This window comes from Streptomyces canus (genome assembly GCF_001514145.1).
GTDB classification, from domain to species: domain Bacteria; phylum Actinomycetota; class Actinomycetes; order Streptomycetales; family Streptomycetaceae; genus Streptomyces; species Streptomyces canus.
On record NZ_KQ948682.1, the window covers coordinates 81,600 to 96,933 of the forward strand.

A 15,334-nucleotide genomic window follows, 5' to 3' on the forward strand; every position below is an offset into this window, starting at 1 on the left:
TCACATCCCCAGTGCGGTGCGGGCATTGGTCCACGCGTCGGTGCAGTGCCTCACCGATTCGCCCTTGGCCTGCGCGGCCGTGAACAGCCGCGCAATGTGGGTGTCGGTGAGACAGCCGCACCCGCCATGCGTCGAGAGCACGGCGAGGAACGTCCGGTAGACGGTGGCGTGCACCGCACTGCGAGCAGCGGTGATCTGCTGCTCCGCCATGGCGATCCCACGCTCCAGATAGGTGGGTGTGCGGTGGCGGCACTCCCCCGGTACGCCCTTGAGGGGCGCTGAGAGCGTCTGTGGCGCCCTGCGGGCAGGGACGGGCTCCTTTATTACTGTCAGGGCTCGCACAGTGTCCGGGAGAGCGGCCATGGCGCCGGTGCCGGATCCGAGCCAACGGGCGTATGCCATAAGGGACTTGATGTCGACGCCGGGCCGTACGGCGTTGGCGGACTGCATGACGCCCTGGTAGAGCCAGTGCTCACCCCGGGTGGTGCGCACTGTGCGGGTGACGGGCAGGTTCGTACGGGCCCACATGATGGCTTCCGCGTTGTCGAGGTCGACGACGGTCAGGCCGGCGCCGCCCGGGTGGTAAGCCACCGCCTCTGCCTCACGCCACGTCGGTGCCCATGCTGGGGAGTTCAGGACAACGGGGTCGGTGGTGGCGGCGGCCCAGGCGTGGCACGGGCGGGGGCAGGTGCAGGGGCCAGGAATCTTCATGTTGGGCCGGCCGCCGCACGCGTTGCGGGCGCAGGTGCGGCAGTTCCCGAACGGCACCTTCCCGGCTCGCAGCGGCAGCGGCGGCACGCCGGTCGTAGCGAGGTGAAGCGCGGTGCGCAGATGGCTGTCGACGATGCTCACGCGACCGCCCCCAGCTCGGGGGTGAGGGTGGCGAGGAACGCGGCGCCGATCCATTCGGTGTAGGCGGGCGGCAGGGCCTCCCGGAGCCGTAGGCGGTCGGTGGTCCAGTCGATGCGCTTCGCGGCGCGGATCTCGTCCACGGTGGCCTTACCGCCGCCCTCGCCGTACGCGGCCGCATAGGGGCCCTCGCGGTACTCGCCGTGGCGCCAACCGCGCACGTAGCCACGGTGCTTGGGGTGCGCCGGTTGGGCGGTAGTCCAGCGGCCGAGTTCGAAGTAGCGGCGCACGAGCACCCCGAGTCCGAACTGTTCGCCGCACAGGCGCAGGTCTTTGCGGACCTCGGAGCCGGCCACGTTCTCCATCACGAACGGCTGGCCGGTGGCTTCCAGAGCGGCCCGGGTCGGGGCGATGAGCCGGGGGTAGGTGCGGCCGATCGCGGCGTTGCGGGCGGCGTTGGTGCCCTTGGTCGGGGCGCCCTCGCCCTGGCACGGCGGTGAGGCGTGGATGAAGTCGAATTCGTGGCCGTGGGCCCGGATGAACTCGATGGCGTCACCTTGGTGGAAGACGTCGCCGCAGTAGTCCGGCTGCGCCTGAATGTCCACGCCTGTGATGTGGACGCGGGGGCCGAACGCGCGCCGGTAGCCGGCGGTGGCGCCGCCGATGCAGCAGTAGGCGTCCAGAACGCGGAAGCGTCGGAAGGCCTTCGATACTCGCCGGATGTCAGTGGGTTGGGTCATGCTTGACCTCTCCAGTTCTGTGGTTGAGCTGGGGTGAGGGGCAGCCGCGGTCTTTTGCCGAAAGAGCGGCTGCCCCGGCCTGTGGGATGAGGAGGGCGCACTGGAATGCGCACCGGGCCAGCTCTTAGCTGTCACGCATCGGGGGGATGCTGTGGGAAGTACCGCTATCGCGCTAGTTGCAGCGGTCGTAGGTGTCACCGGGACCCTGCTCGCGCCCGTCCTGGCCCAGAGATCCGGGGCGAAGACGCAGCAGGCAGAGTTCGAGCACCAGCAGCAGGCAGCTCACGCGCTGTGGGAACGCGAGCAACGGCAGGCGGAATTCGCCATGCGCCGGGCTTGCTACATCGAGACGAACGCGGCGTTCCGCCACTACCGCATGCAGCTGATGAATTATCTGTGGGATGTGCACCGCAATGGGGTCACCGAAGCGGACAGTGAACGGCTGGAAGCGGCCCGCCATGCGCACCATGACGCATTCGCCGAAGCCCAGATGGTCGCCTCACCAGCTGTGCTTGGCCAGCTCGATGACGCGTCCAGGGCACTGTCCGAGGGATACCGCAGGACCAAGTGCCTGGAGGAAGGCAACCCCGATGAGGGCGACACCCTCGAAGTGATCCAGGAATACCTTGGATGGATCTGGGAGCGCTGGAAGGAGACGCGCGCTGTCATGCGTGCTGATCTGGGAGTGCCCAACTCCCCGATGTAGCCGCCCGGCGCAGGCGCCCGGTAGCTACCTGATGCCTGCCGGCGGGGCGATGGCGGGCAAGAGATCTGGCTGGGGCGGCCCCGGATCTTTGCCGATATGGAGGGCCGCCCTTGGCGAGACTGGACGTTGCCGGGTGGTTCGTTATTCGATCAGTGGCTCTGGGTAGTGCTCGGGTACTTTCGACCTGGGGGATCGAGTGGCCGACATATTCGGGGTGATTGCGTCCATCGGTGTCGTGGCCTCGTTGCTTGTTTCTGCCTGGCAGACGCGAGAACTCACACGCCAGACAGCGATCAACAACGGAATCGCCGGAGCTACAGCTCGGTACAACGGACTTGAACGGCTGCACTACGTCGAGAGCTTCATCGCCGCAGCGCCTGAGCTGCACGGCTACTTCTATGGCGGCCTCGACCTGCCGGCGGAGGGCAATGAGCGATGGCGCGTTCTCAATCTTCTGCGCATGCTCGCCGATACCGTGGACTACGGACTCATGGTCAACGACCTCAACCCTGAGATCCGCAGCTCCGACGGGTGGCAGGATTACGCCCTCCTGCTGCGTGCGTCGTCTCCCGCCTTCGTCTACGTGGTGAACGAACATCCGAACTGGTGGGCAGCACTTTCTGAGCATTGGGCGGCCAACCCGATCGCGGGTAACTGAGTCAGCCGAAGTGGTTGCGCTTGAAGATCGCTTTGCGGATGTTGACCGTGGTCCCGCCCGGGTGGCCGTGGGGCTTGAAGATCTGCACGGCGATCCAGCCGCCGAAGATGACGGCGGCGAGGGTGATGAGCTGAGTGATCAGCGCGGTCAGGGCGGTGATGAAGGTGGTGAGCAGGAGCAGGCCGCCGCACACGGCGAGGAAGCCGACGCCCCCGAGGGCGACGTTGACGGCCGCGCGGGATACGGGCGGCTTGGCCGCGAGGGGTTCGGGCTGTGCGGGGTTGACGGCGTAGCCGGTGACGACGCGGCCGTCCGGGAGGACGATGCTCGCGACCGCGGGTACGGCGCCCGGTTGCACGGCAACCATCGGACCGGGAACCATGACGGCGGGTGGAAGCGGGGCCGGGTGATGGACTTCCACGGCCCCCTGTACGGGCGCGTGACGGGCAGGTTCGGGGTACATGCGGAATCCCTTCCGTACATGGGCCAGGGAGGGAGGGACACCCCCTTGGAGGGGTGCTGTGGAGGGGGTTTCAGGGGCCTGGCCTGGGGTGCCTCCCTACCTCCCTGATTGATCATTTACGCAGGTCAGGGCCAGGGAGGCGGGTCAGGGAGGGGGTTGGGGGTGTATCCCCGCATCCCCGTCCCGGGCGTGTGCGCCTCCCTGCTATCCGACGACGGAAGCGGAACTTTCGTCGTCGCGATTGGCGAGAGCGCGCAGGACGTGATCGCGGTGGACGACCATGCGTCGGTTGGACTTCTTGGGCTCCTCGCCCTCGGCCTCCAGCACTCGCTTGAGGTCGCCGAACGTCCAGGCGCCGTAGGCGTCCTCGTTGAGCGCGGCGAGCCGCTTGAGGATGTCGAGGGTGAGCAGACGCGAGGCGTCGCCGATCACGTGCGCGATGTCGGCGAGGGCATCACGCTGCTCACTGCGCTCGATGAGGGTCAGGGTGGTGATGCCGTCGCGCATGGCCTTGGCGCGGTCGGTGATGGCGGTGGCGCCGTCGTCGTCGATGAAGTGCGTGCGCACCGTGATGGACGCCTGGCCGGCCGGGATGGCGATGCCGTCCGAGGCGACCACCAGGGTTCCCTTGTCCAGCCCGGGACGCAGCAGGTTCGGGGCGGCGCCGCCGTCGACCGCCTTGTCCCCCAGCGCCATCCGGGCCTGCGACTCCGTGCCGAGGGCGAGGGAGGCGCGGGTGTGGGCGCCCTCGCGCACGAGCTTGGGAAGGTTCTGGTCGGTGGGGTCCTGGGTGCCCTCCCACATCAGCACGTTGACCACGCGGCCCTGGTTGTGGACCTTGCGCACCGCCATGAAGTAGCGGGAGGTGGCCTTGGAGCCGCCGTAGGGCTTCTTGTCGTCGTCGACGGCCGGGCACATGAACGCCACCTGCGCCTCGTCGACCAGCCCGATCAGCGGCGGGAAGACGATGCTCGGGTCCAGGCGGCGCTGTTCCATGCGCCGTTCCATCTCCGCCACCAGGCCCTCAATCATCTCGGTCGCCTCGATCACGTGCTCATCGGTCGGCCCTTGGATGAGGACGGTGGCCAGGCCCTCGAACATGGCCCAGTCGCCGGCGCCCTTGAGGTCGGCGATGCGGAACTCCACCGTCTTGTCGAGGACCGCCCACAGGGCCAGGGCCCGCAGGGCGGCCGTCTTGCCCTGGTTGGACAGACCGGTGATGAGCAGGTGCCGCTGATACAGCGACAGAGCGGCAGCATCGCCGCGCAGAGCTCCACGACGTCATTCCTTGCCCTGCGTAATCCTTCCAAATGGCATCTCGATAAGTATGATGCGACTTACTCTTTGAGGGACGGCAGGCAAGCAATGACACGAGCAGAGCAGCATGGCGACGATGCAGCACCAAACTCCGCAGAGACTGCGGTCGACGGTTCAACTCCCCCGACTCAAAGCGAGGTAGACACCACAGAAGAAGAAAAGGAGGGCGCCAGAAGGCGGCACGCCTGGAGAGAGTCACCACAGCGCAAACGGACACAAAGACTCGCAAAATTCATCCTTTTCGGGACGCCAATTGCAGGAGCTGTAGGCGCAATTTGCGCAGCGACACTTTGGCGTGATAGCCATGCTCCAAATAAAAATGCACTGGGTGCATCCATTTGTGTAGTCATTTGGCTCTATCTTGGCACATTTGCCGTCTGGACAAATCGCCGCCAAATGCGGCGCGAGTTCGAGGATCGCACAATTTTAGGCCTCGCCGAGAATGAACTCCGCAAGGCGGAGAGTGAAATCAGTGCCGGAGCTACAGATTTCACGTCGCTTTGGAGAGCCACACAGAAGCGCCTGGATTACTACCATAAGATCGCAACCACTCAGGCTGAACGCAGTTTTCTGTATGGTCAGATTGCAGCCGGTGCCGGGTTTTCGTTGATTGTCATCTGCGCCGTAATCGCGGGCCTTTCTGGATCCGCTACAGCATCCATCGTTGCTGGTGCTACGGGAATTACAGGTGCGAGCCTGGGTGCCTATATTGGTGCTACATTCATGAAGACGCAAGAAAGTGCCACAACGCAACTAAGGGCCTATTTTCTTCAACCGCTTGAGTTTTCGAAATTTCTTGCCGCGGAGAGGCTATTGAGACATCTCGATGAAGAGAATCGCCAAGAAGCCACTCGTGTCCTCATCGCGGCCATTTCCTGTGCCCCAGTAGCTGGCTCAGCAGAGGTCGTCACCAATACTTCTGGCGATACCTCAGGGACACCAGAGAATAAAAGCGTTTGACGTCAACGGCGTACTGAAACGGGGATGTAGAACCTCAACGGAGTGCAGCAGCCGCAACGGCCGTCGTAGCTTGTTCTGGTCGACAGCATCGGCAGCGTGGCTGAGGCCAGTGGGGGTGCAGCGAAACATACGCGCGCCTGATCGGTCGGCGCGCCAGGCGCCTGAGGCCGTCATCATCCAAAGCGGAGCGGTCTGCGCACCACGTCATCGGCTTCGGAACGTCACGTCCCACTGTTACGACGGCGACAGAGTTTATGCGGGCCGCTCCACACGCTGTCAGGGCGCGTGGGAAGGCCCGCCCATCGGGCTTATCGGCGGTCAACCGTCCCGGTGTCGTCCACCTGCTCGCCTTCCGCCTGGGAAGGCTCAGTCCTGGGGACATCTGGGTGCATGGCCGCACGTTCGGCAGGATCGTCCCGCTCGCCCTCAGCCTGGGAGGGCGTGTGCGAGTACAGCCACGGTTCGTAGTCCGAGTCCGAGGCGCCGGTTTTCATGGCAGGCCTCCTTGGTCGCTTGCCTTCCATGCTCCTCCTCGGACCGCAGCAGAGCTAGGGCGGTAGCCAGCTCCGGACGAGACGTGGACGAGAAGTCGGCGTTTTGAATGCTGGACGCACATTCCTGCTGGTCGGATGGGGTGCGAGCGAGTGATCTTGAGGGGACTGTAAATCCGCCGTCAGAGGCGTCCCAGGGTGACCACCCAGCCGGCCGGGACCGCAGTACGTCTCAGGTCAACTTGCGCAGCCCAGTGTCAGTGGCCGTAGCTACTTTCCGGGCGTGGATGAACTCTTGAACGACGTGCTCAGCCTTCAGAGTGCAGGCGGGGGCCGGGGAAGGTGTCCTCTTTGGATAGAGAGGGCCCCTTTGCCGATGTCTGCTGCCACAATGCCTGGGGCAGGTGAAGGAGGGGGTTCAATGCTCGCGGAGACGGCGGCGTTGCGGCTGGGTACGACCGTGGCGAACGCGGCGGGGCGGCTTTGGCTGGGAGGCAAGCAGCGGGAGCAGGAGCGCTTGCTGTCGATGGAGGAACTGGTCCGGGTACGGGTGTCCGGGATACGTCTCCAGCGCGAGGTCAAGCAGCAGTTCGACCAGATCACCAACGCGGTGTTCGACCGGCTGGAACCGTTCCTGAAGCACGCGTTCCAGCGATTGGAAGAAGGCGGTCGTCAAGCGGTGATCGACGCCGTGTCCGACATGTTCACCCAGGCGGACCTCTCAGACGAGGCACTCTTAGCCGCGAATGCTCAGCCAGCCGAGCTCATTCGCTACATCACCGGTTCTGTGAGTGCGCCTGTCGGCCTGAATGAAACTGAAAGCCGCCTGTACGAGGTGCTCTTCGCCGAGTGCGTTGAGTACTACGTACGCATTGTGCGCAGCCTGCCAGTCTTCGAGGAGCGGGTAGCGGGGGAAGTGCTGGCGCGGACAGCCACGTTGGGCGCTGAGGTGGCGCGAATCCTGGAACGTCTCCCGGACCGTTCACTGTTTGCGCCGGACGGCACGGACCATGACACGGCCTTCCGCCGTACATACCTGGAACTGGTCAGTAGGGACCTCGACGAGGTGGAGCTGTTCCGACGTATATCTGACCATGCAACCGCACCACGTGTACGGCTCTCCGTTGCGTACGTGAGCCTGCGGGCCACCGGAGACGACGGGAAGCGCCGACGTGCCGCCCGTTCCTCCCCACTAACCAGGCCCGAGATGAGCTACTGGGAAGAAGCCGGGGGCGAGAGCTCCGGCATGCGGGTCGAGGCCGCGCTGAGTGGCGCGTCCCGGGTATTGCTACGGGGCGAGGCCGGCTCGGGCAAAACGACCTTGCTGCGCTGGCTGGCCGTCATGGCAGCGCGCGGGGCTTTCACGGGTGAGCTGGCCAACTGGAACGGGCTCACCCCCATCTTCATTAAGCTCCGTGAGTACAGCGGCCGCACGCCGCCCAACCCGGAGGCGATGCTCGACGGAATCGCCGGGCCCATTACTGGGATTATGCCCAGGGGATGGGTCGAGCGGCAGCTCGACGGCGGCACGGCACTGCTATTGATTGATGGAGTGGACGAGCTGCTCGACCGGGACCGCCGGGTGGTGCGAGACTGGCTGCACAAGTTGCTGGGGCAGTACGACGGCGTACGGGTAGTCGTCACCTCGCGCCCTGCGGCTGCCGGCGCGGATTGGCTTCGCCGTGAGGACTTCACAGCCCTCCATCTAGACCGGATGACGCCACCGGATTTGGCGGCATTCGTACGGCAGTGGCACCAGGCTTTACGCGAGCTAGGCGGCGAACTGCCTTGTGCCGTAGATGAACTTCCTGAGTACGAACAGTCCCTGCTCACCAGTCTGAAGGACAGAGCGCATCTGCAATCGCTGGCAGGTACGCCGCTGCTGGCGGCCATGCTGTGTGCGATGCACCTGAACAGGGGCCGCCAACTGCCGCGGGATCGCATGGAGCTGTATCGCAATGCTCTGCACACCCTGGTCCACGACCGGGACGCGGATCGTAATGTGCCGAGCGCGGTCGACAGCAAGCTCAGCCTCGGCGACAAACTCGTCATACTGAGAGACCTCGCGTGGCGATTGTCGGACAACAACCGCAGTGAGATTGCCCTGGAGAAGGCGGCTGCGTATGTCGCGGCGAAGCTGAGGGCGATGCGTCACCTGGACGTTCTGGACGGCGACCAGGTTTTGGAACAGCTACGGCATCGCTCAGGAATCCTCCGGTCCCCGGCCGAGGGGCGTATGGACTTCGTGCACCGTACCTTCCAGGAGTACCTCGCCGCTGAGGAGGCCGCGGAGGAGGACCGCATTGGCAACCTGGTCGGCCGAGCACATCTAGATCTATGGCGGGAGACGATCATCATGGCGGCTGGCCATGCCAATACTCGCCAGCGGGAAGAGCTGCTCGGTGGCATCCTCAGCCGCGCCGATGAAGAACCCCGGCATGCGCGCACGTTGCGACTGCTGGCAGCAGCGTGCCAGGAGACGTTGCCTTCCGTGAAGAATGAGCTTGCGGTGCGTCTGGACGAGGCTGTGACCAAGCTGCTTCCGGCAAGGCGGAAAACGGATCCGCCCGCGCTGGCGGCGGTGGGGCCCAGCCTGCTTCGCTGGTTGCCGCGATCGCTGGAGCAGCTGAGTGAGAATGGCGCGCGACAGACAGTGCGGACTGTAGCGCTGATCGGCGGCGAGGAGTCCCTGGAACTGCTGGCGGGATATGTGGGGGACGATCGTGAGGGGGTGGTCAATGAACTCATCCATGCATGGGACTACTTCGATGCAGACACATACGCCGACGTAGTTCTGTCTCGGCTACAGCTGGCGGGACACCAAGTGGTGCTCAATCATTCCGGCCAACTGCATGCAGCGAGCCGGTTGCGTTCGCTGGAAGATGTACGAATAGATCACCCTGTACGAGGGCTCGAGTTTCTTGCCGAGTTGCCACCCCTCCGCCAACTGTGGGTGCTCACGTTGTCTGAAGGAGCCGACCTCTCCTACCTCCAGGTCCATCCAGGACTGGAACACCTCATGCTGTGGGGCAGCGGGCCGATGAGAGGAACATCCGTTCTCTCGGACCTCCCGGAACTGAGCTGGGTGGGGCTTCCCTTGTCCGGGGACCTGGATCTGAACACGTTGCGCCTGATTCCCAAGCTCAAGGTTCTCAACCTCTCCCGAACTGAGGGGCAAGACCTGAGCCCGCTTGCCACCCTTACGAGCCTGCGGGACCTGCACGTGGTCGGGTATGACGAGTGCGCGCCGATAGGTTTGGAGGAACTCGCAGGAATGACCCGTCTCGAAAGCCTGTGGCTCTACGACCACGACGTAAACGCTTGGCTTGCAGCACTCAAGAGCTCCCCGCCTTCGTTGACCGAACTGTATCTGAGCCGCTGCATTCTGCCCCGCGACCATCACGCCTTCGCGCAGTTCGACAACCTTGAACTGGTGAGTCTCACCGAGTGTCGTACTCCCGACGGTGCGATCATCTCCGCCCTGGACATCCCTGGGGTGCAGACTTTGTTCGAGTGACACACCGCAGCCTCGGATTCCCATAGGGGATTGGGCCGTTACACCTGAAAGGCAATCGAGCTCACCGAACTGCGAATGTCTTCGACCTATGGAGGGATGGGATGCTGGAGGGCTACCCGTGCAAGCCCATCAATGACATGAAGGTCAGGAGCCTCCAGCGGCAGGCTGAACGTGCGTTTCCCTCCACACCGGTCCATCTGGTTCCACCCTCCCGCGAGTACCCGGACACTGAGAGTCTGTGGGCCATGTGTGGGCCAGACGCATCGGGGGGCGCGTCTTGTGCCCTTGCCTTGCAGGTCAGGCAGTGTCAGCCCCGCGATCGTGTATCGGTCTTGAAAGCCGTCACGCTCTGATCGGTCAGGCTTTCCCTACGCCATCAAGGCCCGCGCACGGCGCGGGCGCGCGCCGCCTCTGCGGCGCGGCCTGCCTCCTGTCTCCGCCCCGGCTGGCCGCGCCCGGCGGCGCGCTGCGTGCAGCGGGCAGAGCAGAGAAAACCCTCTATGGCTGAGGCCGGTCGGCTCCACGGCTTTAGCCACCTCCCCGGTCCGGGTCCCGCGTCGAGCAAGACCAGGGGGCCACTCGTGCACATTGCGGGCAGGTCCAAAGCCTGCCCGAGTTGCCAACCAGCGTACGGCCCCCTGGTCATGCTCGACCCCAGACCGGGCAGGCCACCGGCCAAAGCCGTTCCGCCGACCTTCTTCACTCATCTGCACGACATAGGGCGGCTGAGACCTCTAGAGTAGCGATCCCATAAATAGAGTCTTCGATCGAGGGCGCGATTCAATGACGGATCCCGAAATCAGGAACCCTGAAAGCAACCGCCTTAAAGCAGGGCTCACAGAAGAGGTTCTAACAGACGCAATCGAGAAATCTGGATACCCCCTACAGAGCACTGTCTTCGAACTACTAGAAAGCGATTTTCACGTCCAGCAAGAGTGGGGATTCCGCGATCGCATTACAGGCGAGATGCGATCCTGTGACCTGATGGCCATGAAGGAGCTCGACGCTCCACCAGCTAAGGCTTCTCGAATCCGCACGTCACTGACAGTTCTCATCGAGTGTAAGCAGTCAGACCTACCGTATGTTTTCTTTTCATCCACTCGGTCACCGTGGCGTCTAACCCTTCCTCAGGTGACTGGCCTTAGACAGGAGGAGGTGAAGATCTCGACCGATGATTCACTGTCCACTTGGACCTATTCCGTGATGCGGGCACTTGAGCTCTCTGGAGAACCATTCATGAGCCGGGATGGTTTCTCAATCATGAGCAAGTGCGCCCGCAAGGGTCCGAAGCTAGAACTGTCGGGAACAGACGCATACAACGGCATTGTAATGCCCCTGGCAAGCGCGGCTAATCACTTCTCTGCCTCGTCTGCACCCAAAGACACGTTTCACTGGTTCGAGGCACACCTACTCTGCGTCGTGGCAGTTCTCGATGCACCCATGATAGAGGCGAAAACAACCTCCGCTGGCACGGAGCTGACCTTCACTCCATGGTGCCGACTTTTTCGCCATGAGCCCGAGGATCCGGGCACCTTCATGGGGCACACAGGGAAAACGCTGGCGATCGACGTCGTACACAAAGACTTCTTTAGGGAATACCTGACGGAGCATCTAGTCCCATTCGGGCGGACCTTCTCGGAGCGAGCAGTGCGCCATCACGAGGTACTCGCTACCGGTAAAGCCTTTGCTTCAGGGATGAATGCGAACGACAGTTCCCGCCTTTGTGAGCGACTGCAACCACCTAGGCTAATTCGCAAACCAACATCGAGACGAGGGTCACGTCGTCGGGAATCGGGCGAGAGTAGCGGGTGAGCCACACAGGCCTTGCACCCCAGCAACTGCGCGACAACGCCGACACACAGCGGCGAACAAGCGCGGACGTCTGCGGACCATCACAGCAGGTGAGAGACGTACAAGCCCAAGGCCGAGCCCAGACCCCAAGTTGCTTCGAGACGAAGCGGTCAGAATCGACAGGCACGCGAGGAGGGGGCGGTGCTCCGGCATGGACTACAGTCCCGAGGCGAACCCGGGGGCCTTTCAGATCCCGCCCCCCTTAGACCGCGGACCATGACGGTTCTCTGACCGGCCTCAGTGCAAGCCACCCTAACGATGGCCACTGACATCCACGCCTAAGGCGTTGTCCACCGAACCGCGGACCATCTGTGGACAGAACCGGCCCGAGCAAGCGGCTGCGAGGCTCTGACCAGCCACTTTTCCTGGGACCGAAGGGCCCTCCGGAGCCGTGTGCCGTTTAGCAGCGAAGGACAGCAGTCGTTTGAAGGCAGAAGAGCTCCGAGCCTGCCCCCATGTTCAGCGCAGGGCCTGTGGGCCATGTGTGGGCCAAGGCACTGGAAGACTGGGCCAATTGTTGCATCGGTGCAGGTCAGAGCGGGGATGAACCGTGACATCGCGACGCTCTTGAAAAGCTGTGGCGACGCCTGCAGCAGGTGTGTTCAGGTGCCCGGGCGTGTACCGGATCAGAAGACTCCTGGGCTCGGGTATGGATCGTTGGCGAAGTGCGTCAGGACGCTGGCCATTGGTCGTGTCCTATGCGGTTGATGGATTGATGCCCGTGGCTGCGACTGTCCCGCTACGCTCATTATGAGCAACAGGGGGCGGTATGACGGGTGTTGAGATCGCGGTAGGCTGCGTGTTCGCGTGGGCGGTACGCAAGGGCCGCCGGGTGGCGGCGCGTGCCGATGCTGAACTGGACCTGGCTCTCGACGGGGCGATGGATCGCGTGCACGGCGTTGTGGCCCGGCGGCTGGGCGATGACCCGGAGCTGGAGCGGCTGGAGGCGGAGGCTGCGGCCGGCCAGGCCGAGCCGAGTGCTCTGACCCGGCAGCGTGTCGAGGCCGCTGTCTCCCGGGCTGCGGAGCAGGATGCTGGTTTCGCGCGGGATCTGGATGAGGCGGTGGCCGCTGTGCAGGAGGCCGCGCGGGCGGCGGGCGGTGTAGTGGCCGGTGCCTACGGTCTGGCGGTGGGCGGTGACCTGTCGGTGAAGGCGGAGGGTGGGTCCATCGCGGCGGGTGTGGCCAACATCCGGGATGGGGTGCGGCTGGGAAACCCTCAGGAGCCGGGTACGGACCGGTCCTGACCGAACCCGGCAAGCAAGACACCCCACCACCGGGCGTACAGGCCAGCAATGGTTCACTTGCCGCGCGCGACTTCCGAGCCCGCAACGTCTACTTCGGCGATGCTCGGTCCGCCCCCGAACCCGCCGCGGTCACGGTGGCGCCGCCGCTGGGCCTGCGCGATCCACGCCGCCCGCTGCGGGGCCGCGATGCACTGATCGAGCAGGTGGAATCGGCGCTGTCCGTTCCGGGAAGCCCGCGGATGCAGGTGCTATGCGGAATGGGCGGTTCCGGGAAGACCTCGATCGCCCTGGAGCTGGTTCACCGAAGGCTGGGCTGCGAGCAGCAGGTGTGGTGGGTCGATGCACGCCAGGCCACCACGCTTGAGGCTGGACTGCGGGCAGTTGCCCGGCAGACCGGCGCACCCGACGAGCAGTTGCGGGCTGGAGACGCGGCGGACGCGCTGTGGCGGTATTTGGCGCAGTACGAGCGTCCCTGGCTGCTGGTGGTGGACAACGCGGACGAGCCGGCGCTGCTGGACGGTGCCGGAGGGCTGAGTAAGGGAACCGGCTGGATTCGGCGCCCGGCCAACAGCGCTGGCAGCGTCCTGATCACCACCCGCGACAGCACCCCCCACACGTGGGGCACCGCCTGCACGCTACATTCGGTGCACCCCCTGATCGGCGACGACCTTACGGACGCTGCACAGATTCTGCGCGATCACGCGGGCACGATGGCAGGTCCCCCGGATGATGCCCGACGCCTGGCCCAACGCCTGGGAGGGCTTCCCCTGGCCCTGCGCCTCGCCGGTACCTATCTCGCCGACGCCAACACGGTGCCGGCCGCCTACCGTGAGCCAGACACGCCCATAGATTTCTGTTCCTACCAGGCGGCGCTGGACCGCGGCCTAGAACTCGTGGACCACGGCAACGTCATTGCACAGGCCTGGGACATGTCCTTGAATCTGCTGGACCAACGCGGCATGCCCTTGGCCCGACCGCTGCTGCGACTGATCGCCACATTCGCTGATGCCCCACTGCCATACACCCTGCTCCTGACACCGGAAACGCTGGCCTTCGCCGGGGAGCTAGGACATCTTGACGGACCTGGTGTGTGGAGGCTGCTCTCGGCCCTGAGCGGCCTCGGCCTGGTAGACCTCTCACCCACCACGGGCTCCAATGCCCTGCCCACGTTGCGCGTACATCCGCTGGTCCGAGGTGCAAGTCTCGACCAAACTGCACTCAGTGCAGCCGTCACTGCACTGCACAGCGCGGCGTTCGCAGGCGGAAGCGGGATACCTGAAGAACCGGACTACTGGGGTCACTGGCGGCTCCTGCAACCCCATGCCCTGGACCTCTTCCATCGAGCCACGGTCACCGAACTGCCCGATCAGACAATCCATAGCGCGGCACGCACGGCCAATCGCGCTGCCCGATACTTGCTAGCCATGGGCCTGTACGACCAGGCGCGCAGCGAGTTCGAGGCTATCCTCGCCCACGAGCGCGTCGGCCTCGGCGACACCCACCCAAGCACCCTCGCCGCGCGGCACGGCCTTGCCCGGGTGCTGCGGGAGCAGGGTGAGTTGGACCAGGCGCGCAGTGAGTTCGAGGCCCTCCTCGCCCACGAGCGCGTCAGCCTCGGCGACACCCACCCAAGCACCCTCACCACCCGCCACGGCCTTGCCCGGGTGCTGCGGGAGCAGGGTGAGTTGGACCAGGCGCGCAGTGAGTTCGAGGCCGTCCTCGCCCACCAGCGCGTCAGCCTCCGCGACACCCACCCATACATCCTCACCACCCGTCACGAACTCGCCCGGGTGCTGCATGATCAGGGTGAGTTGGACCAGGCGCGCAGTGAGTTCGAGGCTATCCTCGCCCACCGGCGCGTCAGCCTCGGCGACACCCACCCAAGCACCCTCGCCGCGCGGCACAACCTTGCCCGGTTGCTGCATGATCAGGGTGAGTTGGACCAGGCGCGCAGTGAGTTCGAGGCCGTCCTCGCCCACGAGCGCGTCAGCCTCCGCGACACCCACCCATACATCCTCACCACCCGTCACGAACTCGCCCGGGTGCTGCATGATCAGGGTGAGTTGGACCAGGCGCGCAGTGAGTTCGAGGCCGTCCTCGCCCACCGGCGCGCAAGATTCGGCGACACCCACCCAAGCACCCTCACCACCCGCCACGGCCTTGCCCGGGTGCTGCGGGAGCAGGGTGAGTTGGACCAGGCGCGCAGTGAGTTCGAGGCCCTCCTCGCCCACCAGCGCGTCAGCCTCGGCGACACCCACCCAGACACCCTCACCACACAGCGAGAACTCGGTGACCTTCAACAGCCTCGTGTCGTCGACTGACAAGACCAGGAAGACGACTCAGAGGCTGCTCTCTGGGCCATACGTGGGCCAGCGCTCTCCTCAATCTGCCACATCGGGCCATAGACGCAGGTCAAAAGAGGTGGCAGTGGTGGTGACGCGACGCTCTTGAAAGCCGTTGCGGTCCGAGCGCGGCAGTATCTTCCCTGCTTCATCGAGCGCGGCAGTATCTTCCCTGCTTCATCAAGGCCCTCGCA

Annotated in this window: 10 protein-coding genes and 1 pseudogene; 6 read left to right on the forward strand and 5 right to left on the reverse strand. The window is 64.7% G+C overall.

The features are described from left to right. Both AQJ46_RS47425 and AQJ46_RS47430 read right to left on the reverse strand, forming a co-directional pair. Positions 1-906, reverse strand: a complete 906-nt coding sequence (locus AQJ46_RS47425) for a bifunctional DNA primase/polymerase (RefSeq protein WP_404828533.1) — start codon at positions 904-906, stop codon at positions 1-3. Further along, positions 849-1,589, reverse strand: a complete 741-nt coding sequence (locus AQJ46_RS47430) for a class I SAM-dependent methyltransferase (protein WP_059211557.1) — start codon at positions 1,587-1,589, stop codon at positions 849-851. The genes AQJ46_RS47425 and AQJ46_RS47430 overlap by 58 nt, the downstream gene beginning before the upstream one ends. Before the next feature lie 151 nt (positions 1,590-1,740). Here AQJ46_RS47430 and AQJ46_RS47435 point away from each other — a divergent pair, with 151 nt between their 5' ends. Both AQJ46_RS47435 and AQJ46_RS47440 read left to right on the forward strand, forming a co-directional pair. Then, a complete protein-coding gene (locus tag AQJ46_RS47435; RefSeq protein WP_059211558.1) occupies positions 1,741-2,295 on the forward strand; it encodes a hypothetical protein in 555 nt (184 codons plus the stop codon). A 196-nt stretch (positions 2,296-2,491) separates the two neighbouring features. Beyond that, positions 2,492-2,953 carry a hypothetical protein gene (locus AQJ46_RS47440; protein WP_059211559.1) on the forward strand — a complete coding sequence of 154 codons (462 nt, stop codon included), beginning with the start codon at positions 2,492-2,494 and terminating at the stop codon, positions 2,951-2,953. Position 2,954: 1 nt separating this feature from the next. Here AQJ46_RS47440 and AQJ46_RS47445 read toward each other — a convergent pair whose 3' ends face one another. After that, positions 2,955-3,416 carry a hypothetical protein gene (locus AQJ46_RS47445; protein ID WP_059211560.1) on the reverse strand — a complete coding sequence of 154 codons (462 nt, stop codon included), beginning with the start codon at positions 3,414-3,416 and terminating at the stop codon, positions 2,955-2,957. Between the two features lie 204 nt (positions 3,417-3,620). Next, positions 3,621-4,685, reverse strand: a pseudogene (locus AQJ46_RS47450) (FtsK/SpoIIIE domain-containing protein); the annotation flags it as partial. On the opposite strand from AQJ46_RS47450, the gene AQJ46_RS55840 reads away from it, so the two are divergent. Further along, the gene (locus tag AQJ46_RS55840) at positions 4,644-5,693 is read left to right on the forward strand and encodes a hypothetical protein (RefSeq protein WP_159064205.1); all 1,050 of its coding nucleotides are present in this window, start codon (positions 4,644-4,646) and stop codon (positions 5,691-5,693) included. The pseudogene AQJ46_RS47450 and the gene AQJ46_RS55840 sit on opposite strands and share 42 nt — an antisense overlap. Positions 5,694-6,001: 308 nt before the next feature. On the opposite strand, the gene AQJ46_RS58010 is transcribed toward AQJ46_RS55840, so the two are convergent. After that, a complete protein-coding gene (locus AQJ46_RS58010) occupies positions 6,002-6,187 on the reverse strand; it encodes a hypothetical protein (RefSeq protein WP_059211561.1) in 186 nt (61 codons plus the stop codon). 418 nt (positions 6,188-6,605) lie between these two features. On the opposite strand from AQJ46_RS58010, the gene AQJ46_RS47460 reads away from it, so the two are divergent. The 3 genes from AQJ46_RS47460 to fxsT all read left to right on the forward strand — a co-directional run bounded on the left by AQJ46_RS47460 (position 6,606) and on the right by fxsT (position 15,119). Continuing rightward, the gene (locus tag AQJ46_RS47460) at positions 6,606-9,701 is read left to right on the forward strand and encodes an NACHT domain-containing protein (protein ID WP_059211562.1); all 3,096 of its coding nucleotides are present in this window, start codon (positions 6,606-6,608) and stop codon (positions 9,699-9,701) included. Between the two features lie 2,620 nt (positions 9,702-12,321). Beyond that, complete coding sequence (locus tag AQJ46_RS47465; RefSeq protein ID WP_059211563.1) at positions 12,322-12,798, forward strand: hypothetical protein; 477 nt, start codon at positions 12,322-12,324, stop codon at positions 12,796-12,798. A gap of 134 nt (positions 12,799-12,932) precedes the next feature. Beyond that, positions 12,933-15,119 carry an FxSxx-COOH system tetratricopeptide repeat protein gene (gene fxsT / locus AQJ46_RS47470; RefSeq protein ID WP_107117481.1) on the forward strand — a complete coding sequence of 729 codons (2,187 nt, stop codon included), beginning with the start codon at positions 12,933-12,935 and terminating at the stop codon, positions 15,117-15,119. Positions 15,120-15,334: the final 215 nt, after the last annotated feature.

Excerpts from the sequence above, each read along its gene's own strand:
- AQJ46_RS47425 (WP_404828533.1), bottom strand. The coding sequence starts at position 906 with ATGGATCGGCGCCGCGTTCCTCGCCACCCTCACCCCCGAGCTGGGGGC.
- AQJ46_RS47430 (WP_059211557.1), bottom strand. The coding sequence starts at position 1,589 with ATGACCCAACCCACTGACATCCGGCGAGTATCGAAGGCCTTCCGACGC.
- AQJ46_RS47445 (WP_059211560.1), bottom strand. The coding sequence starts at position 3,416 with ATGTACCCCGAACCTGCCCGTCACGCGCCCGTACAGGGGGCCGTGGAA.
- AQJ46_RS58010 (WP_059211561.1), bottom strand. The coding sequence starts at position 6,187 with ATGAAAACCGGCGCCTCGGACTCGGACTACGAACCGTGGCTGTACTCG.
- AQJ46_RS47460 (WP_059211562.1), top strand. The coding sequence starts at position 6,606 with ATGCTCGCGGAGACGGCGGCGTTGCGGCTGGGTACGACCGTGGCGAAC.
- AQJ46_RS47465 (WP_059211563.1), top strand. The coding sequence starts at position 12,322 with ATGACGGGTGTTGAGATCGCGGTAGGCTGCGTGTTCGCGTGGGCGGTA.